This is a genomic window from Enterobacter cloacae complex sp. S1 (assembly GCF_014930525.1).
GTDB lineage: Bacteria > Pseudomonadota > Gammaproteobacteria > Enterobacterales > Enterobacteriaceae > Enterobacter > Enterobacter hormaechei_C.
This window is the reverse complement of sequence record NZ_JADBRE010000005.1, coordinates 197,451-221,318: the sequence shown is the minus strand read 5'-3', so window position 1 is coordinate 221,318 and position 23,868 is coordinate 197,451. Positions and strand designations below refer to the sequence as shown.

Here is a 23,868-nt window from a genome sequence, read left to right as displayed (position 1 = left end):
TACTCAGACTTGCGACAGCGTTGTGCTGCCCTGTGGCTCACGTCTGTGCACAAGCCCTGCACTGTCAAACAACCAGTACAGCAGTTTTGCCAGCAGCAGACAGAGACCGAAAACGACCATAAAAAACACCACGCGTGAGACGAACGAATCCAGCCCCTCGCGCGCCAGAACGATCATATTGAAAATGGCACCGAAACAGAAACTGTGCAAAACAGCGGCTTTGTAGCGGTTGGTCTCTTCATTACCCAGCGTATATAGCCAGTCGAACCATTTTATTATCAGCCCGACCGCGATCGCGCCCGGCAGGATAAACCACGTTCCGCCCATCACTACCAGCGAGCCAATCAGGGTTGGGGAAATCGCCAGGCCCGAATGGTTGTTCAGCACTTCCCAGGTAAAGTAGTTCGCCGTATTCAGGACAATACCGGGACGGTCGGGCCACAGCCACGTCGGTATAAAGACATAGAAATCGCGAACAATCGGCGCCAGCCCCTGGAATTCGATTTTGTCGTAGTTTTGCAGCAGTAAAGCCAGGTTTTCCCACGGCGAGAAGGTATCGCGCGTCAGATACAGGAAGGTATAAAACGCTTCGTCGCCGGCCACGTTCAGTCCGTAGCGCTTCAGCGCCAGCCAGAACATCCCCACAATGCCAAAGACACCTGCCGCCGCCAGCATCCACAGCGAAATCCAACCGCGAATAATGCCGATAAACAGGAAAATCGCGAAGGCGATAATGATGTTAGCGCGGGTGCCGCCGACGATCATGTAGGTCAGAATGCCAAATGCGACGGTGCTGACCAGGAAGAACAGCCAGGCTTTGCTGTCCTGACGCAGGAAAAAGACCACCAGCATCGCCGGAATGAAGAAATAGAAGAAACGCTTGAGCGCGACGCCGGAGACTTCGGCGGAGAAAATCTGGCTATAGGACTGCAACTTAAACAGTAAAAAGCCGTTATGCATGAAGAAAATCGCCACGCTGACGAGGGCGATGGTCATCAGCATAACCCACGTCAGATGGGTTTCTACCCGGTTCATGGTAAACAGCGGACGACGGGGTGTGGTGTCTTTCGCCGCGCGCAGGCGCGTTTTATAGGTGACGTAATACACCGCGTAGAAGCTGGTCGCAGAGAGCAGCGCCTGCAACAAGATTTCCGGCGGAGCGACGCCAACATCAAAGCGGAACACGAGGATGCTGGTCAGCGGGAAGCCAAAGAAAAAGGTCAGCAAAAACAGCAGCGAGAAGAATACGTTGAAGTTAAAACGTACGCGCCGGAATTCAAACCAGGTGAGCGTGGCGATAAACAGCGTACTCAGCAGCCAGACCACCAGCAAGCCGCTAAATTGCAACTGGCTCATGCGTTGTCTCCTGAAGCAATCCGCAGCGCGCGGTGCCACGGCGTGAGATAGTTCGGGCTGAAAAAGTCGATGCTATTTTTATCCACCAGCGTGAGCTGACGCTGCGCTTCCCGTACCACCTCGACATTAAGCGTGTCAGAGGTAAACAGCACCGGAATATGCTGTTCGGCCATGTCCTGCCAGAACGGGTTTTCGCGGTTGAGCACACACGGTACGCCCGCCTGAATCAGCAGACACAGCGTACCAATCCCCTGCTGACGGGCAAAGATGAAATAGCCCAGATCGCATTTTCGCAGCAGCGCGAGATAGTCATCAAATTCCAGCTTATCGCTGAGAATGTGCAGATTTTCCGCGCTAAACAGCCCAAGCCCCTGCTGGCGAACTTCATCGATGTAGGCGTCGTTATTGGCGGGATAGCCCATCGGCACCACGACGTTCACCGTATCGCCAAACTGCTGATGCACCGCCCGCAGCGCCGCGACATGCTCGTTACTGCGATCGCCGGAATTTCCCACCAGAATGGTCAGTTTGCCCTCACGAACCGCGTCATTCGCCATGGTATTCAGTGCCGGATCCATACGGGTCGGAAAATAGAGCAGTTCCCCGCGAACCTTCGGGTGCTGTTTAGCAAAATAGTTGAGGTCGCCACGGGTAGCAAAAACGCAGCCCACGCGCGCCTGCGCCAGACGACGCAGCGGATAGAAAAGACGGAACTTCCAGCCGTGGGAGACTTCGTAGAGATCTGCTCCCCAGATATGCCAGCTGAACTGGGAAGGTTTTATCCCGCCGCTTAACAGCGCCAGCCACAGCCCGGTATTGAATTGTCCGTGGAAGAAGAAACGCTGGCTTCGGTCCGCTTTGGCTTTCGCGACAACGGCTTTGGTCAGGGCCGCTTTGTCTGGCCAGAAGGTGATGTGCAATGCCGGACACACCGCGCTCAGGCCGTTATCGCGTCCAACGACCATAAACTCGCGCGCATCGGGCGTGCCGGATGCCAGTTCATCGTTGAAGAACCGCAGAACGGTCTGGTTATGATGCGGGATATCCGATCCCAGTATGTGTATCAGTGCAGTCATGCGCGTTTACGCCAAAGTAAAAATACGCCGCAACAGGCAGCGAAATAAACGATATAAGTTGCCATATAGGCCTGAGCCGCCCCCAGCGCACCGTGGGTGGGGATCAGCCAGTGAGAAAATGCCGTCAGCAGCGCAAACTGGCCGATCTCTGCCAGGATATACAACCGCAGCGAAGCCTTCGCAATCACCAGATAGCCGAAAACGTATGCCCCCACTTTCAGCACATCGCCGACCAGTTGCCAGGCAAACAGATCGCGCATGGCGGTAAACTTCGCCGAAAACAGCAGCCAGATGGCGAAATCACGCAGTAACCAGACGGTAAAGCTGGCGATCGCAACCGCCGGCAATACAAAACGCAGGGAGCGAAAAATCTCGCGGGTAATATCCTGCCTGGAAGTCAGGCGCGATAAGGTTGGCAGTAAATAGACGCTAAAGGAAGCCGTAATAAATTGGAGGTAAGCATCTGAAATGCTGCTCACTCCCTGCCAGATCCCCACTTCATCCCAGCTGTAATGCGCTGCCAGCAGGTTTCGCATCATCACGTAGGCAACGGGAAGCGTTACCGAAGTGATGAGCGCCATCAGGGTAAACTTTCCTAGCTGCCCCGCCAGCATCTTGTCCCACTGCGGTTTCAGGTAATTCAGCGGGACATTGCCTCTGCGCATCAGCATAAACGCTGCCGGAATGACAACGAGCGCAGGCACCAGCGCCAGCCCCAGCAGCGCGCCTTCATAGCCGCCCAGCCGATAGCAAAAGTAGTAGGCGATAACGCCGATGATGCTGCCGAGGATCAGCGCCAGCGCATTCCCGGCGGCATCACGGAAGCCTTTCATCAGCGCCAGCAGCAGGTTTGCCCAGGCGATCCCCATCTGAACGAGCGCCACCAGGCGCACCAGCCCCTGATAATGCGTGTGTCCGAACAGCCCCTGGCTGATGGGTGCCGCTGCCAGCAAAAAGACGACGGCCAGCAACGTAGAGAAGCCCAGCACCATAGCAGAGGAGGTGCCCACCACCGTGCGGAGCTTTTCGGCATCGTCATGATGCTGCGCGACGTATTTGGTGACGCCATTGAATATCCCGGCACCCGCCAGCACGCCAAGCACCGTGACCAGCTGGCGGAAGTTCCCTGCCAGCCCAACGCCTGACGGACCAAATGAGACGGCCAGCAGCTTGACGACCAGTAACCCGGCGCCAATTTTTACAAGCGTGGACGCTGCCGTCCACACCGACGCTTTTGCCAGAGACATATCAGGCGAAATAACTCAGAAGCGAATTGATCACCGTACGCTGGTTCACCGGCGCGAGGTTGTAGAACAGGGGCAGGCGGAGCAGACGTTCGCTCTCTTTGGTGGTGTAGCGGTCTTCACCGGCAAACATCCCGAAGGCTTCGCCCGCCGGGCTGGAGTGCAGCGGAATATAGTGGAATACCGCCATAATTTCCGCCTCTTTCAGCCAGGCAATCAGCTTGCTGCGATCGTCGTTATCGCGCAGCTTGATGTAAAACATGTGAGCGTTGTGGATGCAGTCTGCCGGAATAGTCGGCAGTTCAATACGTCCGGCTTTTGCCAGCGGCTCCAGCGCGTCGTAGTAGGTTTGCCACAGGGAGAGGCGTTGCAGATTGATTCGCTCTGCCGCTTCCAGCTGCGCCCAGAGATACGCGGCCTGCAAATCCGCCATCAGGTAGCTTGAGCCGATATCGCGCCAGGTGTACTTATCCACCTGACCGCGGAAGAACTGGCTGCGGTTGGTCCCTTTTTCACGGATCACTTCCGCACGCTCCACCAGGGCACGATCGTTAATCAGCGTCGCGCCGCCTTCGCCGCCTGCGGTGTAGTTTTTGGTTTCGTGGAAGCTAAAGCAGCCAATATGACCAATGGTGCCCAGCGCGCGCCCTTTGTAGGTGGACATCACGCCCTGCGCGGCGTCTTCCACCACAAACAGGTTGTGCTTTTTAGCGATGGCCATGATGGTGTCCATCTCACAGGCCACGCCCGCGTAATGCACCGGCACAATCGCCCGCGTTTTATCGGTGACCGCCGCTTCAATCAGCGTTTCGTCGATGTTCATAGTATCCGGACGGATATCCACAAACACGATTTTCGCCCCGCGCAGGACAAACGCGTTCGCCGTGGAGACGAAGGTGTAGCTCGGCATGATCACTTCATCGCCGGGCTGGATATCCAGCAACAGCGCCGCCATCTCAAGCGATGCGGTACAGGACGGCGTCAGCAGTACCTTGGCACTGTGAAAACGTTGCTCCATCCACTGCTGGCAGCGGCGGGTAAAACCGCCATCGCCACAGAGCTTGCCGCTGCCCATAGCAGACTGCATGTAATCAAGTTCAGTGCCCACAACGGGAGGCGCGTTAAATGGAATCATCTTGTCACCTGTATAACCAGTAGGCGGTGGCGTCGATGCCGGCACCACTCGCAATATAACGTTTAAGCGCAGCGGTGTTGCCCATCTGGGTTGCGACCCGCAGCGTCGATACCTGTTGTTGCTCCGCCCAGTGCAGCGCCGCCTGCATGAGTTTCTCGCCCATGCCGCGCCCGGCTAACAAACCGATGCGCGCCTCGTGCTCGTTGAGCCTGCGAAGCGAAACAAAACCCTGAATCTGCCCCCCGGCAGTACGGAACACCAGACAGACGTGGTCAAACGTGCCTTTGACCGCATTCTCTATCCACTGGGCATAAAAGCGGCCGCTGTCATCGGGCGCATACCAGGGCGCCCGGAAACGGCTCTGAGCGAAGGCCAGCGCCGCCATCTTGCGCAGCGCGGGGATATCCTGCTCCGTTGCAATTTCCGCGCCCGGTGAGGCGTGGAGAGCCACGGTAACAGAGAGATCAACCTCACCCTCGACCAGCCGGAATCCGTGCTGCTGGAGGGCGTCCAGCAGATCGGCGCGGTCCGCCGGGATCTTAGCCTGTACGCGCTGCCAGGCGCTGAAGTCTGCTTCCTGCAACGCAGGGGCTTTGTCGTGCAGACGCACTATCGCTGAGGGACGCGCAAAGAATGCGCTTTCCCACTCAAGGGACTCCAGCACGCCGTTGAGGATACTCAACGCCACACGCCTTTGGTATCAACAACATACTGCTGACGTACGGCATCACCGGAAACCGCTTTGAACGCATTGTGATCCACCAGCAGCACCAGCACATCCGCCGTCGCCAGCGCGTCATCCAGGGCGGTAAGGGTGCAGTGACCGGCAAGTTTTGCCGGCAGCGCATGAATATTCGGCTCAACCACCAGCGTTTCACCGCTGTGCCAGGCAGCGATCATTTCGGCAATTTCCATCGCCGGGCTTTCGCGCAGATCGTCAATATTCGGTTTGAATGCCAGACCAAAGCAGGCAATTTTCAGCTCACTGGCGCGTTTGCCGCTGTCGGCCAGGCAATCCGCGACCGTGGCTTTGACCTGGTTGATAACCCAGTGCGGTTTGTGGTCGTTTACTTCGCGCGCGGTGCGAATCAGGCGTGCCTGTTCCGGGTTCTGCGCCACGATAAACCACGGATCGACCGCGATGCAGTGCCCACCCACGCCCGGCCCCGGCTGAAGGATGTTCACGCGGGGGTGACGGTTGGCAAGACGAATAAGTTCCCAGACGTTAATCCCCTGATCGGCGCAAATCAACGACAGTTCATTCGCAAACGCGATGTTAACGTCGCGGAAGCTATTTTCGGTCAGTTTGCACATCTCGGCGGTGCGGGAGTTGGTCACCACACATTCGCCTTCAAGGAAAATTTTATACAGCTCGCTGGCGCGCGCGGAGCAGACTGGCGTCATGCCGCCAATCACGCGGTCGTTTTTAATCAGTTCCACCATCACCTGGCCTGGCAGTACGCGCTCAGGACAGTAGGCGATATTGATATCGGCCTGGTCGCCCGCCTGCTGCGGGAAGCTGAGATCGGGACGCGCCTCGGCCAGCCACTGCGCCATCTGCTCGGTAGCCCCAACAGGTGAAGTGGACTCAAGAATAACCAGCGCCCCTTTCTTCAGCACAGGCGCAATGGATTTTGCCGCCGCCTCGACGTAAACCATGTCAGGCTCATGATCGCCTTTAAAGGGCGTTGGAACCGCAATCAGGTACGCATCGGCTTCTACCGGCGTGGTGCTGGCGCGCAGGAAGCCACCGTCCACCGCCATTTTCACCACACGATCGAGATCGGGCTCCACGATATGAATTTCGCCACGGTTGATGGTTTCCACCGCGTGCGCGTTGATATCTACGCCAACGACCTGCTTTTGACGAGAGGCAAAGGCCGCCGCAGTAGGCAGCCCGATATAGCCAAGACCAACAACAGAGATGGTAGAAAAACTCATAGCGTTACCCGATTGTGTTTAAGTGCGTGCAAAATACGACCACAAGCCTGCCCATCACCGTACGGATTGTGGGCCCGGCTCATCGCCTGATACTCTTCATCGTCATGCAGTAAGCGCGTGACCTCTTCGACAATACGACGCGGATCCGTTCCCACCAGACGCACGGTACCGGCAGTAACCGCTTCCGGGCGTTCGGTGGTTTCACGCATCACCAGTACCGGCTTACCGAGTGAAGGCGCCTCTTCCTGAATGCCGCCAGAATCGGTCAGGATCAGCCAGGCGTGGTTCATCAGCCAGACAAATGGCAAATAGTCCTGCGGCTCGATCAGGAGCACGTTTTCCACGTGGCCCAGGATACGGTTGACCGGTTCGCTGACGTTCGGGTTGAGGTGCACCGGATAGACAATCTGCACATCCTCGTTCTGCGCGGCGATTTCAGCCAGCGCGTGGCAAATTTGCTCAAAGCCACGGCCAAAGCTTTCGCGGCGGTGGCCCGTCACCAGAATCGTTTTCTTGCCGTTGTTCAGGAACGGATAGCGCGCAGCAAGTTCTGCCTGAAGCTCGCTGTTAGCCAGCACGCGGTCACGCACCCAAATCAGCGCATCAATGACCGTATTGCCGGTGACGAAGATCTTGTTGTCGCTGATATTTTCGCGCAGCAGGTTCTGACGTGAGTTCTCGGTTGGCGCAAAATGGTACATCGCCAGGTGACCGGTGAGCGTACGGTTGGCCTCTTCCGGCCACGGGGAATAGAGATTGCCGGTACGCAGACCCGCTTCAATATGACCAACGGGGATACGCTGATAGAACGCGGCCAGGCTGGTCGCCACGGTGGTGGTGGTGTCGCCGTGCACCAGCACCACATCCGGCTTGAACGACTCCAGAATAGGCTTTAATTCTTGCAGAATACGGCAGGTGATTTCCGTCAGTCCCTGTCCCGGTTTCATTATATTGAGATCGTAATCCGGGACGATAGAAAAGAGGGTTAAGACCTGATCGAGCATCTCACGGTGCTGGGCAGTCACGCACACTTTCGCTTCAATATCAGGATCTCTGGCTAGCGCATGAACCAGAGGCGCCATCTTGATGGCCTCCGGCCTGGTGCCAAATACGGTTAGTACTTTCACATCGATTCTCTTCGATTAGACGATGAAGGCCGCAGCCTTCATCGTAGACGGCGTTCTTAGTTTGTGCGGCGACGCAATAACGCTACGCCAGCGCCAGTCAGTGCGCCCACAATCCCCCACATGATCATCAGGAATGCGCGACGCGGACTATCGCGTTTTACAGGCTCTTCAGGCGTTCTTAAATAACGATAGGTCTGAAAACGCGGGTCCAGCGTTGGACCGACGTTGAGCGTATTGAGCATGGCGCGGTTTTGGTCGTAATCAAGGTCAAAGTCAGGGCCAACGGCCTGGATATTTTCCAGACGTGCCTGAAGCATTGGGCGACCAAGAAGGAACATTTCTGAATCCGGGAGTTCGTCAGCCGGAACATCCGTTTCGCTACGGGAAATATTGTGCTGTTCCGCAATCTTCAGCGCCTGCTCAATATTATGTACGCGACGGGCGAAGATAGCCTTAGCGACCTCTTCCTGACGTTTGACCTGCGCTTTCATCTGAATAGTACGCGCAGCCCAGGCGCCTTTCAGCTCGTCATTCAGATGACTGGCCGCGCGCTGGCTGGCAAAAGCAACGTACTGACGCAACAGGTTATTGGCGTCCGGCGCCGTTTCCGCAATCAGCTTCACGCTGTCGCTAACGTTACGGAGCACATCGCCAGGCATAAACTGAATGTTATTAATCAGGTCATCCAGCAGCGCGGCATCCGCTTTGCTGTTACCGACCATGCGCTGCTTGTAGTAGTCCGTCTGGGACCAGAAATCGCGACGTGTATCCCACGACGCCAGCTGCATCACAAACTCTTTGTAGGATTCATCCATCACCGAAGCCTGATCCGGGGTCGCCAGATTGGCCTTGATATCAAGATTACGCAGGAATTGCTGCTGGGAGTAGTAGCCTCCAAGCATATTCACCGTTGGTCGGTCTGTGATCGCCGTGGCGCTCCACTCTTGTTTTGCAAAGAAGGTGTAGGCAAGCGCTAACAGCGCGAACCCCAGGGCAATCCCCACAATCCACAGTTTGCCCTGCCATAACACGCGAAACAAACCACGAATATCCAGCTCGTTCTCAGTGCCCACTGATTTCGCTCCCGCCAACGGTTGAGTCATCATAGTCCCGGTTTTACTTAGTTAATGTTGTGTTTTTGCCACTGTTCCGACGCATCCTGCGTTTTAAACGTTTAATAAAACGCGCGACTTTCCATGCACGCTTGATGCAGTAACCGTACATGAAAAATGCTAGCAAGAATAATACCAACATTACCCATTCAGGAATGAAATGTGCGTATTCCGCGGCTACGCCAATCGCAGCCAGAATAGCAGCCGCAAGCGTAATCAACACAAATGCCTGACGAGACGTGAAGCCGGCGCGCATAATCAGGTGATGAATATGCTGCCGATCGGGAGAAAACGGGCTCATCCCTTTACGCAGACGGCGGTACATTATAGCGACCATGTCCATCAGCGGGATGGCGATAATCCAGAGAGCCGTTACCGGGCTGATAGGGTGCGTTTTACCCTGCGTGGTTTCCAGCAGGACCCAGATAACCGTAAAGCCAATCAGGGTACTGCCCGCATCGCCCATAAAGACTTTATAGCGACGCCCTAACACACCCAGATTCAGGCAGATGTAAGGCAGGATGGCGGCAATCATGGCAAAGCACCACATTGACAGGCTGTACTGGCCGTCAAACCATAAGATGATGCCGATAGCGCCAAACGAAACAGAGGACAGCCCACCAAGCAGACCGTCTATACCGTCAACCATGTTAAAGGCGTTGATAGCCGCCCACACGGCAAACAACGTCAGGAAGAAGCCAAATGGCCCAAGCACCAGCTCCCAGGGACCAAACACGTAGCCCAGGCTTCTTAGATAGAGGCCGCCTACCACCATCATAATGATGCCAATGGCCGCCTGTACCGTCGCGCGGAACTTCACGCTGATATCAAAACGATCATCAAGGGCGCCGACCAGTACCAGCACACCGGCACATGCCAGGTAGAGTGCGGCATGGGGGATATAGTAATCCGCGATCCCGAATGTGAAACAGATGCCTGCGTATACCGAAATGCCGCCCACCAGTGGAATAAGCCCCTGATGACGTTTACGGAAGTTCGGTTTGTCCACTAACCCAATTCTTTTTGCTACCTTGCGCGCAATGAACAAAAAACAGGTTGTGAATAAAAAAATACTGATCAGCTCAGTTACAGCAGTGAGTAGATTCACAATGGATTGCTCTCAACAAATGTTAGTCCCGGAAGTATAACCATGAAGCCTCTGCCTCAGAAGGATTAAAGATGGCTCATCACAACTCCCTTTGTATGTTTTTCAATCAATTATTTCTTTGACTGTGCAAACCTTCTTATTGTCGCACCGACAGGTCTAAATTGGGAGTGTGTGGTAATAGCGTATAGTCCATAAATAAAAAACGCCACGTAAAAACGTGGCGTTTACTGGGATTATTTGCGTTACGAGCGTTTCATCATGTCGAAGAAATCGTCGTTCGTTTTGGTCATCGCCAGTTTGTTAATGAGGAATTCCATTGCGTCGATTTCGCCCATTGGATGGATGATTTTGCGCAGGATCCACATTTTCTGAAGCTCTTCCTGAGTGGTAAGCAGCTCTTCTTTACGGGTACCGGAACGGTTGTAGTCGATCGCCGGGAAGACGCGTTTTTCTGCGATTTTACGAGAAAGGTGCAGTTCCATGTTGCCTGTACCTTTAAACTCTTCGTAGATAACTTCGTCCATTTTGGAGCCGGTATCGATCAGCGCCGTCGCGATAATGGTCAGGCTACCGCCCTCTTCCACGTTACGCGCCGCACCGAAGAAACGCTTCGGACGATGCAGGGCGTTAGCATCCACACCACCGGTCAGTACTTTACCGGAAGCCGGCACCACGGTGTTGTAGGCACGCGCCAGACGGGTAATGGAGTCGAGCAGGATGATCACGTCTTTCTTGTGCTCAACCAGGCGTTTCGCCTTCTCGATGACCATTTCCGCAACCTGAACGTGGCGAGAAGCAGGCTCGTCGAAGGTAGACGCAACCACTTCCCCTTTCACCAGACGCTGCATCTCGGTTACTTCTTCCGGACGTTCGTCAATCAGCAGCACCATCAGCACACAGTCTGGATGGTTGTAAGCAATGCTCTGCGCGATGTTTTGCAGCAGCATGGTTTTACCGGCTTTTGGCGGCGCCACAATCAGACCACGCTGGCCACGACCAATTGGCGATGCCAGATCCAGCACACGAGCGGTTAAGTCTTCAGTAGACCCGTTACCACGCTCCATGCGCAGACGAGAGTTAGCGTGCAGCGGCGTTAAGTTCTCGAACAGGATCTTATTGCGGGAGTTTTCCGGTTTGTCGTAGTTAACTTCGTTAACCTTCAACAGCGCAAAGTAGCGTTCACCCTCTTTTGGAGGACGAATCTTACCTGAAATGGTGTCACCAGTGCGGAGGTTGAAACGGCGGATTTGGCTAGGGGATACGTAGATGTCGTCAGGGCCGGCGAGGTAGGAGCTGTCTGCGGAGCGGAGGAAACCAAATCCGTCTTGCAGTATCTCCAGCACACCGTCGCCAAAGATATCTTCGCCACTCTTAGCGTGCTGCTTCAGGATGGCGAAAATGATGTCCTGCTTGCGCATACGAGCCTGGTTTTCCAGTCCCATATTTTCGCCGAGAGTGATCAGCTCAGAAACCGGCGTATTCTTTAATTCGGTAAGATTCATAATGGTGTGGGTTCTTAAACTCGGGGTGATTCTCGAACTTAATGTTGTGAATGGTATGGCAGGGTCATCCATGCCTGTTTAGCGGCCATCACCTCATGTCTGTTCGCTGTCTGGTCACAGGGAAAGAACGCAGAACTGAAACGACAAGACGGATTGAGTGACAAGCCCGGAATCTAGCAACTTCACGCACTGTTTAAGTTAACAACGGGAAGTATCGGGTAAAACAAGATTCAAACAACAAGATATGTTTAAAACGTAGTCATAGCTAACTTAGCACGACTAAAGCCGGGCGTCCAGAGCTCGCCGTTAATTAGGCGTTCTGGACGCTCAGCTGAGAAACCTTACGCCAGGTTAGCGTCCAGGAACTCTTTCAGTTGACCTTTGGACAGTGCGCCCACTTTGGTCGCCGCCACGTCACCGTTCTTGAACAGCAGCAGGGTCGGGATGCCACGGATACCGTATTTTGGCGCGGTGCCCGGGTTCTGGTCGATGTTCAGCTTGGCAACGGTCAGTTTGCCCTGATATTCGTCAGCGATTTCATCCAGAATCGGAGCGATCATTTTGCAAGGACCACACCATTCAGCCCAGAAATCAACGAGGATCAGCCCGTCAGCTTTAAGTACGTCCGTGTCAAAACTGTCGTCAGTCAGGTGAATAATTTTATCGCTCATATATAACTCCACAGGAATAAGCCTGGTACGTTGGTTTTGTCTCCACCAACGACGTGTTGATGTCGCATTAACCAACTAAAGGTTGACTTTATTTCACCGGATACGCTTTCGTAAAGCAATAGTAAGCTGATATTCTACCACACTATGAGCAAAACACATTTAACAGAACAGAAGTTTTCCGACTTCGCCCTGCACCCAAAGGTGATCGAAGCCCTTGAAACTAAAGGGTTTCATAACTGCACGCCCATTCAGGCTCTCGCCCTGCCGCTGACGCTGGCCGGTCGCGACGTTGCAGGGCAGGCGCAAACCGGTACTGGCAAAACGATGGCGTTTTTAACGTCAACGTTTCATTATTTACTTTCTCACCCGGCGATTGCAGACCGCAAAGTTAACCAGCCGCGCGCGCTAATTATGGCCCCGACGCGAGAACTGGCGGTACAGATCCACGCAGACGCTGAGCCCCTGGCGCAAGCCACCGGCCTGAAACTTGGCCTGGCCTATGGCGGCGACGGCTACGATAAACAGCTGAAAGTGCTGGAAAGCGGCGTCGATATCCTGATTGGGACCACCGGCCGTCTTATCGACTACGCCAAACAGAACCATATCAACCTCGGCGCAATCCAGGTCGTGGTGCTGGATGAAGCAGACCGCATGTACGATCTGGGCTTCATTAAAGACATCCGCTGGCTGTTCCGCCGTATGCCTGCGGCAAACCAGCGTCTGAACATGCTGTTCTCCGCTACCCTGTCATACCGCGTACGTGAACTCGCATTCGAGCAGATGAACAATGCGGAATATGTGGAAGTAGAACCGGAGCAGAAAACCGGGCACCGCATTAAAGAAGAGCTCTTCTATCCTTCTAATGAAGAGAAAATGCGCCTGCTGCAAACCCTGATCGAAGAAGAGTGGCCGGATCGCGCGATTATCTTCGCGAACACCAAACACCGCTGTGAAGATATCTGGGGTCACCTGGCGGCAGATGGGCACCGTGTGGGCCTGCTGACCGGCGACGTGGCGCAGAAAAAACGCCTGCGCATTCTCGACGAATTTACTCGTGGCGACCTTGATATTCTGGTCGCGACCGACGTGGCGGCCCGTGGCCTGCACATTCCAGCCGTGACGCACGTCTTTAACTATGACCTGCCAGATGACTGTGAAGACTATGTACACCGTATCGGACGTACCGGTCGTGCCGGCGCAAGCGGTCACTCCATCAGCCTTGCGTGTGAAGAGTATGCGCTGAATCTTCCGGCCATTGAGACCTACATCGGTCACTCTATTCCACAGAGCAAATACAATCCGGACGCGCTGTTGAGCGAACTGCCGCCACCTAAGCGCCTTACCCGTCCACGCTCCGGCAATGGTCCGCGTCGTTCCGGCGGTGCACCGCGTAATCGTCGTCGTTCAGGTTAAAAAATATGCTCAGCTCCACCTCGCTTTATGCGGCAATTGATCTCGGTTCGAATAGTTTTCATATGCTGGTTGTGCGCGAGGTGGCGGGAAGCATACAAACGCTGACGCGCATTAAGCGCAAGGTCCGCCTCGCGGCGGGCCTGAGCAGCGATAATCACCTCTCCCCGGAAGCCATGGAACGTGGCTGGCAGTGTCTGCGTCTGTTTGCAGAACGTTTGCAGGATATCCCGCTCAGTCAAATTCGCGTTGTTGCCACGGCGACCCTTCGTCTGGCGGTTAACGCTGGCGATTTCATTGCCAGAGCACAGGAAATTCTGGGCTGTCCGGTGCAGGTCATCAGCGGTGAAGAAGAAGCGCGTCTGATTTATCAGGGTGTGGCGCATACGACCGGCGGCGACGATCGTCGTCTGGTGGTCGATATCGGTGGCGCCAGTACCGAACTGGTCACGGGCACAGGCGCGCAGGCGACGTCGCTCTTCAGCCTGTCGATGGGCTGTGTGACCTGGCTGGAACGCTACTTTACCGATCGAAACCTTGCCAAAGAGAATTTTGACGAGGCGGAAAACGCGGCGCGTGCGGTCCTGCGCCCGGTTATGGACGAACTGCGCTATCACGGCTGGAAAGTGTGTGTCGGCGCGTCCGGAACCGTTCAGGCGTTGCAGGAAATCATGATGGCACAGGGAATGGACGAGCGGATCACGCTTGCCAAACTCCAGCAGCTTAAACAGCGCGCCATCCAGTGTGGTCGTCTGGAAGAGCTTGAAATAGAAGGGCTGACGCTCGAACGCGCGCTGGTTTTCCCCAGTGGGCTCGCCATTCTGATCGCCATTTTTACTGAACTGAATATCCAGTGTATGACCCTGGCAGGCGGTGCGCTGCGCGAAGGTCTGGTCTACGGAATGCTGCACCAGTCGGTCGATCAGGACATCCGTAGCCGTACGCTGCGTAACGTTCAGCGCCGCTTTATTGTTGATATCGACCAGGCACACAGAGTGAGTCAACTGGCGTCACTGTTTGCCGATCAGGTGAAAAAAAGCTGGGATATTGAACCGTTAAGCCGCGATCTGCTGCTAAGCGCCTGTGCGCTACATGAAATTGGTCTTAGCGTGGAGTACAAGCAGGCACCGCTGCACGCGGCCTGGCTGGTGCGTAATCTCGATTTACCGGGCTATACGCCCGCCCAGAAGAAGCTGCTGGCCACCCTGCTGCTAAATCAGACTAACGCCGTCGATCTCTCTTCCCTTCACCAGCAGAACGCTGTACCGCCGCGCGTGGCGGAGCATCTGTGTCGTCTGCTTCGCCTGGCGATCCTGTTTGCCAGCCGGCGTCGTGATGATTTGCTGCCAGCCATTACGCTGGCGGCAGACGATGAGAAACTGACGCTGACGCTACCGGAAAACTGGCTTGAGGATCATCCGCTTGGGGCGGAACTGATTGAGCAGGAGTACCAGTGGCAGAGCTATGTGCACTGGGCGCTTGATGTGAAGTGACCCTTTGAAGCGTGCCGGGTGGCGGCTTCGCCTTACCCGGCCTGCAAATAGTTATCCCTTCTCTTTGGCTTTTGCCAGCATCGCGCGAATGTTTGCCACGTTTGCCTGCCCTTTGTGCATACGCTCTTCAGCGGTAATGACTTTACGCTCCTGCTCCCAGATAAGATCGTCCTGAGGCAACTCCAGCAGAAAACGGCTCGGCTCCGGGCGCACCAGCTCACCATACTGACGGCGCTCTTTGCACAGCGTAAACGTCAGCTCTTTCTGCGCACGTGTGATCCCCACGTAGGCCAGACGGCGCTCTTCGTCGACGTTATCTTCATCAATGCTGCTCTGGTGCGGCAATAAGCCCTCTTCCATTCCCACCAGATAGACATAGGGGAACTCCAGCCCTTTCGAGGCATGTAACGTCATTAGCTGAACCTGATCGGCCTCTTCTTCGCTTTCGCCGCGCTCCATCATATCGCGCAGCGTGAAGCGGGTGACCACCTGCGTCAGGGTCATGGGCTCGTCAATCTCAGATCCTTCAAGCATTTCGGTCATCCAGCTGAAGAGCTGGTTAACGTTTTTCATCCGCATCTCGGCTGCTTTCGGGCTGGCAGAGGTTTCATACAACCAGGATTCGTAATCAATGCCGTGGATCAGATCGCGTACTGCCGCCACAGGCTCGCGCTCTGCCAGACGCTGTACCTCACCCAGCCAGTGGGTAAAGCGGGTTAAGGCGTCATAGCCGCGCCCGGTCAGGGTCTGGCTCAGCCCCATATCGAAGCTGGCGGTGAACAGGCTTTTGTTGCGGGTCATCGCCCATTCACCCAGTTTTTGCAGCGTCGCAGAGCCAATCTCGCGTTTCGGCGTGTTCACGATGCGCAGGAAAGCGCTGTCGTCATCCGGGTTGGTCAGCACGCGCAGATAGGCCAGCAGATCCTTGATTTCGGGACGCGAAAAGAACGACGTACCGCCGGAGATTTTGTAGGGGATGCGGTTCTGCATCAGCATCTTTTCAAAGACGCGCGACTGGTGGTTTCCGCGATAGAGGATCGCGTAATCCTTGTATTCAGTTTTGTTGACGAAGTGATGGGCAATCAGCTCGCCCGTTACGCGCTCCGCTTCGTGCTCCTCGTTGTTGGCGCTGAGCACTTTCAGCTCGGTGCCGTAACCCAGTTCGGAGAACAGGCGCTTCTCAAAGACGTGCGGGTTATTGGCAATCAGGATGTTCGCCGCCTTCAGGATACGCCCGGAAGAACGGTAGTTCTGCTCCAGTTTAATCACCTGCAACGCCGGGAAGTCTTTGCTCAGTAGCACCAGGTTTTGCGGACGCGCGCCACGCCATGAGTAAATCGACTGATCGTCATCGCCTACGACGGTAAAGCGCGCACGCTGCCCTACCAGCAGCTTCACCAGCTCGTACTGGCTGGTGTTGGTATCCTGGTATTCATCCACCAGCAGGTAACGAATTTTGTTCTGCCAGCGCTCGCGTACCTCTTCATTCCGCTGAAGCAGCAGCGTCGGCAGCAGGATCAGATCGTCGAAATCCAGGACGTTACAGGCTTTCATATGCGCGTCGTACAGTCCGTAGCAGTGGGCAAAGATGCGGTCGCGCTCGCCTTTGGCGCTTGCCGCTGCCTGGGCCGGCGTCATCAGATCGTTTTTCCAGTTCGAGATCGTCGAGATCAGCTGTTGCAACAGCACTTTGTCATCTTCGATCAGCCCTTCCGTCAGCTCTTTAAGCAGCGCCACCTGGTCGGTGTCATCGAAGAGAGAAAAGTTGGACTTCATGCCCAACGCCGCGTATTCGCGCTTGATAATATCCAGACCCAGCGTGTGGAAGGTGGAGATCATCAGCCCGCGCGCCTCTTTACGGCCCAGCGTCTGGCCGACGCGCTCTTTCATCTCACGCGCCGCTTTGTTGGTAAAGGTGACCGCCGCGATATGGCGCGCCTGGTATCCACAACCCCGAATTAAGTGGGCGATTTTGTTGGTGATCACGCGTGTTTTACCGGATCCCGCTCCCGCCAGCACCAGGCAGGGTCCGGTGACGAATTCGACAGCTTGTTGTTGTCCGGGGTTTAAACGCATAAATGATCACTCAATGAAAGTCGGGAGAGGAGGAAAAACGCGTGGTAGTATACCGACCGTAAACTAGTCGACTCAAGGCACGATCATGGCAAAAACAGCAGCAGCACTGCATATCCTTGTTAAAGAAGAGAAACTGGCACAGGATCTGCTCGAACAGATTAAAAACGGCGCCGACTTCGGCAAACTGGCGAAGAAACACTCGATTTGCCCGTCAGGCAAACGCGGTGGTGACTTAGGCGAGTTCCGCCAGGGCCAGATGGTCCCGGCGTTTGATAAAGTGGTCTTCTCCTGCCCGGTGCTGGAGCCAACCGGCCCACTGCATACGCAGTTCGGCTATCACATTATCAAAGTGTTATACCGCAACTAATCAAAAGCCCGGTGCATTGACTCACCGGGCTTTTTTATTTAGGTGTTCCGACGTTCAGATACCGTCGCCGTATTCGAAGGTGTGATGGATACCGTTGAAGTGCTGATCCATATCCATCGACGGCTTATCGCTGTCTGGCTTACCGACGATGCGCGCCGGGACGCCAGCGGCGGTGGTGTGCGGCGGTACAGGCTGGAGCACAACCGACCCCGCGCCAATCTTCGCGCCGCGTCCGACTTCAATATTGCCGAGGATTTTAGCACCCGCGCCGATCATCACCCCTTCACGAATTTTCGGATGGCGATCGCCGCTGGTTTTACCGGTACCGCCCAGCGTAACGGATTGCAGGATCGACACGTCATCTTCGATCACCGCCGTTTCACCAACAACAATGCCGGTGGCGTGATCGAGCATGATCCCGCGGCCAATTTTCGCCGCCGGGTGAATATCGACCTGGAAGGTCACGGACACCTGGTTTTGCAGGAAGATGGCCAGCGCGCGGCGTCCCTCATTCCATAACCAGTGGCCGATGCGGTACGCCTGTAAAGCATGGAAACCTTTGAGATACAGTAGCGGCGTGGAGTATTTATCCACCGCCGGGTCACGCGTGCGCACGGCCTGGATGTCGCAGGCGGCAGAAGCAATCATCTCCGGATCTGCGGCGTAGGCCTCTTCTACCACCTCACGAATGGCAATAGCAGGCATGATAGGGGAAGCCAGTTTATTGGCGAGCATATAGCTCAGGGCGCTGCCGAGATTTTCGTGCTTAAGTAGCGTCGCGTGATAGAAACTGGCCAGCATGGGCTCACAGTCGGCCAACGCTCGGGCTTCGGCTTTAATATTATTCCAGACGATATCCAGTTCTTCACACGGCATTGCTTGCTCCAGACGATAGTTAATGACCAGCCAGTTCTGCGCTGGCTGGGTCATTCAGGTGACGATACTTCCCGGCTAATTGCTGCTGCGCTCGTCCTTGCGCGCACGACCTAATAAGGTCAATGCTGCCTCGCGCGCATTTTTTCCGCAATACAATACCTGATAAATTTCCTCGGTTATTGGCATTTCGACACCGAAACGGTGCGCCAGTTCGCGAACTTCCTTGGTATTGCGATAGCCTTCAACCACCTGACCAATCTTCTCCTGCGCGCTTTTTACATCGCTGCCCTGTCCGAGCATCATGCCAAAGCGGCGGTTACGCGACTGGTTATCGGTGCAGGTCAGCACCAGGTCGCCCAGCCCTGCCATTCCCATAAAGGTGGCCGGATCGGCACCCAGCGCTTCGCCCAGGCGGGACATTTCGGTCAGGCCACGAGTGATCAGCGCAGTACGCGCATTCGCGCCGAAACCGATGCCGTCAGACATCCCGGCCCCGATGGCAATGACGTTCTTCACCGCGCCGCCCAGCTGCACGCCGATAAAATCGGGGTTGCTGTACACGCGGAAGCTTTTGCCGCAGTGCAGCAGTTGCTGAAGATCGTCGGAAAATGCCTGGTCGGTGGACGCCAGCGAAATCGCCGTCGGCAAGCCCGCAGCCAGCTCTTTGGCAAACGTCGGCCCGGAGATCACCGCCAGCGGGATCGCTGTTCCCAGCGCTTCGCGGGCAACGTCCTGCAACAGACGTCCGGTTTCCGCTTCCAGCCCCTTCGTCGCCCACACAATACGCGCATCCGCAGGCATCAGCGGCTTAATCTGACGCAGGACTTCGCCAAACACATGGCTTGGCACCACAATCAAAATATTGCGGCTGGCCGCCAGCGCGGTCGCGAGGTCGCTTTCCAGATACAGGGAGTCAGGGAACGGAACGTCCGGGAGAAACGCCACATTGCAGCGGTCGTGTTGCAACGTCGCGATATGTTTTGGATCGTGGCCCCACAGGACCACGTCGTGACCATTTCTTGCCAGGGTGATGGCAAGAGCGGTGCCGTAAGAGCCGGCACCGATCACAGTCATTGACGCATTAACAGTGCTCATCAGGCATCCTGATGTTGTTCGGTACCTTCGCCAGCCTGCTGCTGTAGATAGTTCATGAACAGCGCATCAAAGTTTACTGGCGCAAGGTTCAGTTGCGGGAATGTACCGCGAGAAACCAGGCTGGTGATGCATTCACGGGCATACGGGAACAGGATGTTCGGGCAGTATGCACCCAGGCAATGCGCCATCTGGTTGCCTTCGATGCCGCCGATGGAGAAGATACCGCCCTGCTGAACTTCGCACAGGAATGCGGTTTCTTCGCCCAGAGAGGCGGTCACGGTGACACGCAGTACGACTTCATACACATCATCCGCCAGTTGGGTGGATGCGGTATCCAGATCAAGTTTAACCTCTGGCTGCCAGTCTTTCTGGAAAACGTGCGGCGCATTTGGCGCTTCGAAAGAGACATCCTTGGTGTAGATGCGCTGGATCTGGAAAGTCATCTCGGTGTTGTTTTGTTCTGACATGGAAAAACCCTTTTTAATTGTCCTAAAGTCTCTAGCTCAGCAGCGGATCGAGTCCGCCACGAGCGTCGAGCGCATACAAGTCATCACAGCCGCCAATGTGCTGCGCATCAATAAAAATCTGTGGAACCGTTGTGCGACCACTGCGTTGGATCATCTCTTCGCGTTTAATCGCGTCACCATCGATCGGCAGTTCCTTGAACGTTACGCCTTTGCTGGACAGCAGCGCTTTCGCTCGGTGGCAGAACGGGCACGTTGCTTTGGTGTAGATCTCAATATTGGCCATCACTTAACTCCTTATTTACCGCGCACTAAAGGAAGATTCTCCCCGCTCCAGCCGGAGATGCCTTCTTTCAGCACCATTACGTTTTCAAAGCCTGCTTTATGCAGTGCGCTGGCAGATTCCTGCGCCTGCATGCCAGTGCCGTCAACAACAATAATCGGCTGGGCTTTATGCTTCTCCAGCTCACCAATGTTGTTCGCTTTAATTTCCGCGGGCAGCAGGTTGATAGCACCTGCGATGTGGCCCTTGCGGAAATCGTCGCGCTGACGCAGATCGACAACCACGGCGTCCTCTTTGTTGATCAGACGTGTCGCTTCACCGCGGGTGATCACCTTAATTTTAGACGTCAGTCCCTTAAATGTGGTGAACAGTACAGCGACCAGCAGGCCAATCCACGCGATGCTCAGAACCGGGTGGCGGCTAACGAATTGCATAATTTCTTGCATGGGGGGTAACAACTCCCGACTAAGTGATTAAAAAAACCAGGACAGGAGTATACCTGTGCGCTGTGGCAAATACAGCCAGCGACATAAAGCTAATCTATTTTCTGCGGCATGCCACGTAAAAAAAGCCTCAAAATGGCCTGAGAACTGCCTTGCCCCCGCGCTTTCTTTGATCTTCTGCGGCTATTTTATCGATTCAGCTGTAGTAAAATTACGCAAATTTTTTGTCTCTTGAGCATGAGGTTGTCGCAATGTCGGTTTCTAAAAAACCTATGGTACTGGTGATTCTGGATGGCTATGGCTACCGTGAAGATCAACAGGATAACGCCATTTTCAACGCCAAAACCCCGGTTATGGATGCGCTATGGGCAAAACGTCCCCACACCCTGATTGATGCGTCTGGCCTGGAAGTGGGTCTGCCGGATCGTCAGATGGGCAACTCTGAAGTGGGTCACGTTAACCTGGGTGCGGGCCGTATCGTTTATCAGGACCTGACGCGCCTGGACGTTGAAATCAAAGAACGTACATTCTTTGCCAACCCAACGCTCACCGGAGCGGTTGATAAAGCCGTTGCCGCAGGCAAGGCCGTTCACATTATGGGTCTGCTCTCTGCGGGCGGCGTTCACAGCCACGAAGACCACATCATGGCGATGGTAGAACTGGCCGCCGAGCGCGGTGCGGAAAAAATCTATCTGCACGCCTTCCTGGATGGTCGCGATACGCCGCCACGCAGCGCAAAAGGTTCTCTTGAAGCGTTTGAAGATAAATTTGCCGCACTGGGCAAAGGCCGCGTGGCGTCCATCGTTGGCCGTTACTATGCCATGGACCGTGACAACCGCTGGGACCGCGTTGAGCAAGCCTATGATCTGCTGACCCTGGCAAAAGGCGAGTTCCAGTTCCCGACCGCCGTTGAAGGCCTGGAAGCGGCTTACGCGCGTGATGAAAACGACGAATTTGTGAAGGCAACCGTGATCCGCGCTGAAGGCCAGGCCGATGCCGCCATGGAAGATGGCGATGCGCTGATCTTCATGAACTTCCGTGCTGACCGCGCGCGCGAAATCACCCGCGCCTTCGTCAACAGCGATTTCGACGGTTTCGCCCGTAAGAAAGTGGCGAAGATCGATTTCATCCAGTTGACCGAGTATGCAGCGGATATCAAAGCCCCATGCGCGTATCCACCCGCTTCCCTGGAAAATACTTTCGGCGAGTGGATGGCGAAAAACGATAAAACGCAGCTGCGCATCTCCGAAACTGAGAAGTATGCGCACGTGACCTTCTTCTTTAACGGCGGCGTAGAAGAGCCGTTTAAAGGCGAAGACCGCATCCTGATTAACTCGCCGAAAGTCGCCACTTACGATCTCCAGCCAGAAATGAGCTCTGCGGAGCTGACCGAAAAACTGGTGGCCGCGATCGAAAGCGGTAAATACGACACCATCATCTGTAACTATCCGAATGGCGACATGGTGGGCCACACCGGCGTGATGGAAGCAGCCGTTAAAGCGGTTGAAGCGCTGGACCACTGCGTTGAGCAGGTCGCGAAAGCGGTTGAATCCGTGGGCGGCCAGCTGCTGATCACCGCTGACCACGGTAACGCAGAACAGATGCGTGATCCGGCAACCGGTCAGGCGCATACCGCCCATACCAACCTGCCTGTTCCACTGATTTATGTAGGTGATAAATCAGTGAAAGCTGTGGAAGGCGGCAAGCTTTCCGACATCGCGCCAACCATGTTGTCGCTGATGGGTATGGAAATCCCTGAAGAGATGACTGGCAAGCCGCTGTTCATCGTGGAATAATCGCTCCCCATGAGGGGAAAGGCGATTTTTTCAATCACATGGGTCGTGAAGCCGCTTCGGTTATCAGTCAGACCTCTGCTTTGCGCCAGCGCACTCAGCGCTGGCGTATTGCTGTGCGCCGCATCCGCCCACGCGGATGACCGCGATCAGCTTAAATCCATTCAGGCCGATATCGCCGCCAAAGAGCGTGCGGTACGTCAGCAGCAACAGCAGCGCGCCACCCTGCTCGCCCAGCTTAAAAAGCAGGAAGAGGCCATTTCCGCCGCCGCGCGTAAGCTGCGTGAAACACAAAACACCCTTGCCCAGCTCAATAAGCAAATCGATGAAATGAACGCGTCGATTGCGAAACTGGAGCGTCAGCGCGATGCCCAGGAGCGGAACCTTGCTGCACAGCTTGATGCTGCTTTCCGTCAGGGTGAGCACACAGGCCTTCAGCTGATCCTCAGCGGTGAAGAGAGCCAGCGAGGTCAGCGTTTACAGGCCTATTTCGGCTATCTTAACCAGGCGCGTCAGGAGACCATTGCGCAGCTGAAACAGACGCGCGAAGAAGTCACCACGCAAAAAGCCGAGCTGGAAGAAAAGCAGAGCCAGCAGCAAACGCTGCTCTACGATCAGCAGGCGCAGCAGGAGAAGCTTGAGCAGGCACGCAATGAGCGTAAGAAGACGCTCGCCGGGCTGGAGTCCTCTATCCAGGCAGGACAAAGCCAGCTGAGCGAAATGCGCGCCAACGAATCCAGACTGCGTAACAGCATTGCCCGGGCAGAAGCCGCGGCCAAAGCGCGCGCCGAAAAAGAAGCGCGCGAAGCGCAGGCGGTGCGTAATAAGCAGCAGGAAGCCTCCCGGAAAGGCACCACCTACAAACCGACTGAAAATGAACGTTCCCTGATGTCGCGTACCGGCGGCCTCGGCTCCCCGCGTGGTCAGGCTTACTGGCCCGTTCGCGGTACGATCCTGCATCGCTATGGCGAACAGTTGCAGGGTGAGCTACGTTGGAAGGGGATCGTTATCGGTGCGTCTGAAGGTAGCGAAGTGAAAGCCATCGCCGATGGCCGCGTGATCCTGGCCGACTGGCTACAGGGTTATGGGCTCGTGGTGGTGGTTGAACACGGTAAAGGCGACATGAGTCTTTACGGCTACAATCAGAGCGCGCTGGTCAGCGTTGGCACCCAGGTGCGCGCGGGTCAACCCATTGCCCTTGTGGGCAGCAGTGGCGGTCAGGGCCGCCCGTCACTCTATTTCGAAATTCGTCGTCAGGGTCAGGCGGTCAATCCACAGCCGTGGTTGGGAAGATAG

General features: G+C 55.5%; 22 protein-coding genes. 5 read left to right on the top strand and 17 right to left on the bottom strand.

The window, feature by feature from the left end:
- Positions 1 to 3: 3 nt before the first annotated feature.
- From wzyE to trxA, 11 genes are all read right to left on the bottom strand, one after another.
- Positions 4 to 1,356, bottom strand: a complete 1,353-nt coding sequence (gene wzyE, locus IM290_RS06230) for an ECA oligosaccharide polymerase (RefSeq protein ID WP_193041787.1) — start codon at positions 1,354 to 1,356, stop codon at positions 4 to 6.
- Positions 1,353 to 2,432: a TDP-N-acetylfucosamine:lipid II N-acetylfucosaminyltransferase gene (locus IM290_RS06225; protein WP_193041786.1), complete on the bottom strand. Its 1,080-nt coding sequence runs from the start codon at positions 2,430 to 2,432 to the stop codon at positions 1,353 to 1,355. Before IM290_RS06225 ends, wzyE begins: the two co-directional genes overlap by 4 nt.
- A complete protein-coding gene (gene wzxE / locus IM290_RS06220; RefSeq protein WP_017383597.1) occupies positions 2,429 to 3,679 on the bottom strand; it encodes a lipid III flippase WzxE in 1,251 nt (416 codons plus the stop codon). The genes IM290_RS06225 and wzxE overlap by 4 nt, the downstream gene beginning before the upstream one ends.
- 1 nt (position 3,680) lies before the next feature.
- On the bottom strand, positions 3,681 to 4,811 hold the full coding sequence (rffA, locus tag IM290_RS06215; protein WP_015570019.1) for a dTDP-4-amino-4,6-dideoxygalactose transaminase: 1,131 nt from the start codon (positions 4,809 to 4,811) through the stop codon (positions 3,681 to 3,683).
- A gap of 4 nt (positions 4,812 to 4,815) precedes the next feature.
- Entirely contained in the window at positions 4,816 to 5,493 is a 678-nt protein-coding gene (gene rffC, locus IM290_RS06210) for a dTDP-4-amino-4,6-dideoxy-D-galactose acyltransferase (protein ID WP_193041785.1), read from the bottom strand.
- The gene (gene wecC / locus IM290_RS06205; protein WP_193041784.1) at positions 5,490 to 6,752 is read right to left on the bottom strand and encodes a UDP-N-acetyl-D-mannosamine dehydrogenase; all 1,263 of its coding nucleotides are present in this window, start codon (positions 6,750 to 6,752) and stop codon (positions 5,490 to 5,492) included. Before wecC ends, rffC begins: the two co-directional genes overlap by 4 nt.
- The gene (wecB, locus tag IM290_RS06200; protein ID WP_193041783.1) at positions 6,749 to 7,879 is read right to left on the bottom strand and encodes a non-hydrolyzing UDP-N-acetylglucosamine 2-epimerase; all 1,131 of its coding nucleotides are present in this window, start codon (positions 7,877 to 7,879) and stop codon (positions 6,749 to 6,751) included. The genes wecC and wecB overlap by 4 nt, the downstream gene beginning before the upstream one ends.
- A gap of 56 nt (positions 7,880 to 7,935) precedes the next feature.
- On the bottom strand, positions 7,936 to 8,982 hold the full coding sequence (gene wzzE, locus IM290_RS06195) for an ECA polysaccharide chain length modulation protein (RefSeq protein ID WP_017693953.1): 1,047 nt from the start codon (positions 8,980 to 8,982) through the stop codon (positions 7,936 to 7,938).
- 13 nt (positions 8,983 to 8,995) lie between these two features.
- Positions 8,996 to 10,099, bottom strand: a complete 1,104-nt coding sequence (gene wecA, locus IM290_RS06190; protein WP_001050933.1) for a UDP-N-acetylglucosamine--undecaprenyl-phosphate N-acetylglucosaminephosphotransferase — start codon at positions 10,097 to 10,099, stop codon at positions 8,996 to 8,998.
- Positions 10,100 to 10,341: 242 nt separating this feature from the next.
- Positions 10,342 to 11,601 (bottom strand): transcription termination factor Rho, encoded by a 1,260-nt coding sequence (gene rho / locus IM290_RS06185; RefSeq protein ID WP_001054528.1) that lies wholly within the window; start codon positions 11,599 to 11,601, stop codon positions 10,342 to 10,344.
- Between the two features lie 341 nt (positions 11,602 to 11,942).
- On the bottom strand, positions 11,943 to 12,272 hold the full coding sequence (trxA, locus tag IM290_RS06180; RefSeq protein ID WP_006812392.1) for a thioredoxin TrxA: 330 nt from the start codon (positions 12,270 to 12,272) through the stop codon (positions 11,943 to 11,945).
- A 144-nt stretch (positions 12,273 to 12,416) separates the two neighbouring features.
- On the opposite strand from trxA, the gene rhlB reads away from it, so the two are divergent.
- Together rhlB and gppA are read left to right on the top strand one after the other, a co-directional pair.
- Complete coding sequence (gene rhlB, locus IM290_RS06175) at positions 12,417 to 13,685, top strand: ATP-dependent RNA helicase RhlB (protein WP_006812393.1); 1,269 nt, start codon at positions 12,417 to 12,419, stop codon at positions 13,683 to 13,685.
- A 5-nt stretch (positions 13,686 to 13,690) separates the two neighbouring features.
- Complete coding sequence (gene gppA, locus IM290_RS06170; protein WP_017383602.1) at positions 13,691 to 15,175, top strand: guanosine-5'-triphosphate,3'-diphosphate diphosphatase; 1,485 nt, start codon at positions 13,691 to 13,693, stop codon at positions 15,173 to 15,175.
- A gap of 51 nt (positions 15,176 to 15,226) precedes the next feature.
- On the opposite strand, the gene rep is transcribed toward gppA, so the two are convergent.
- The gene (gene rep / locus IM290_RS06165) at positions 15,227 to 17,251 is read right to left on the bottom strand and encodes a DNA helicase Rep (RefSeq protein WP_015570023.1); all 2,025 of its coding nucleotides are present in this window, start codon (positions 17,249 to 17,251) and stop codon (positions 15,227 to 15,229) included.
- 85 nt (positions 17,252 to 17,336) lie between these two features.
- On the opposite strand from rep, the gene ppiC reads away from it, so the two are divergent.
- On the top strand, positions 17,337 to 17,618 hold the full coding sequence (ppiC, locus tag IM290_RS06160) for a peptidylprolyl isomerase PpiC (protein WP_006812396.1): 282 nt from the start codon (positions 17,337 to 17,339) through the stop codon (positions 17,616 to 17,618).
- A gap of 54 nt (positions 17,619 to 17,672) precedes the next feature.
- On the opposite strand, the gene cysE is transcribed toward ppiC, so the two are convergent.
- The 5 genes from cysE to IM290_RS06135 all read right to left on the bottom strand — a co-directional run bounded on the left by cysE (position 17,673) and on the right by IM290_RS06135 (position 20,782).
- Positions 17,673 to 18,494, bottom strand: coding sequence for a serine O-acetyltransferase (gene cysE, locus IM290_RS06155; RefSeq protein ID WP_022646641.1), 822 nt, complete (start codon positions 18,492 to 18,494; stop codon positions 17,673 to 17,675).
- 75 nt (positions 18,495 to 18,569) lie between these two features.
- Positions 18,570 to 19,589, bottom strand: coding sequence for an NAD(P)H-dependent glycerol-3-phosphate dehydrogenase (gene gpsA / locus IM290_RS06150; protein ID WP_193041782.1), 1,020 nt, complete (start codon positions 19,587 to 19,589; stop codon positions 18,570 to 18,572).
- Complete coding sequence (gene secB / locus IM290_RS06145) at positions 19,589 to 20,056, bottom strand: protein-export chaperone SecB (RefSeq protein WP_014168079.1); 468 nt, start codon at positions 20,054 to 20,056, stop codon at positions 19,589 to 19,591. The genes gpsA and secB overlap by 1 nt, the downstream gene beginning before the upstream one ends.
- A 31-nt stretch (positions 20,057 to 20,087) precedes the next feature.
- Entirely contained in the window at positions 20,088 to 20,339 is a 252-nt protein-coding gene (grxC, locus tag IM290_RS06140; RefSeq protein WP_003860837.1) for a glutaredoxin 3, read from the bottom strand.
- A gap of 11 nt (positions 20,340 to 20,350) precedes the next feature.
- Positions 20,351 to 20,782 carry a rhodanese-like domain-containing protein gene (locus tag IM290_RS06135; RefSeq protein ID WP_032646787.1) on the bottom strand — a complete coding sequence of 144 codons (432 nt, stop codon included), beginning with the start codon at positions 20,780 to 20,782 and terminating at the stop codon, positions 20,351 to 20,353.
- A 248-nt stretch (positions 20,783 to 21,030) separates the two neighbouring features.
- Here IM290_RS06135 and gpmM point away from each other — a divergent pair, with 248 nt between their 5' ends.
- Both gpmM and envC read left to right on the top strand, forming a co-directional pair.
- The gene (gpmM, locus tag IM290_RS06130) at positions 21,031 to 22,575 is read left to right on the top strand and encodes a 2,3-bisphosphoglycerate-independent phosphoglycerate mutase (protein ID WP_032646785.1); all 1,545 of its coding nucleotides are present in this window, start codon (positions 21,031 to 21,033) and stop codon (positions 22,573 to 22,575) included.
- Between the two features lie 33 nt (positions 22,576 to 22,608).
- The gene (envC, locus tag IM290_RS06125) at positions 22,609 to 23,868 is read left to right on the top strand and encodes a murein hydrolase activator EnvC (RefSeq protein ID WP_026094345.1); all 1,260 of its coding nucleotides are present in this window, start codon (positions 22,609 to 22,611) and stop codon (positions 23,866 to 23,868) included.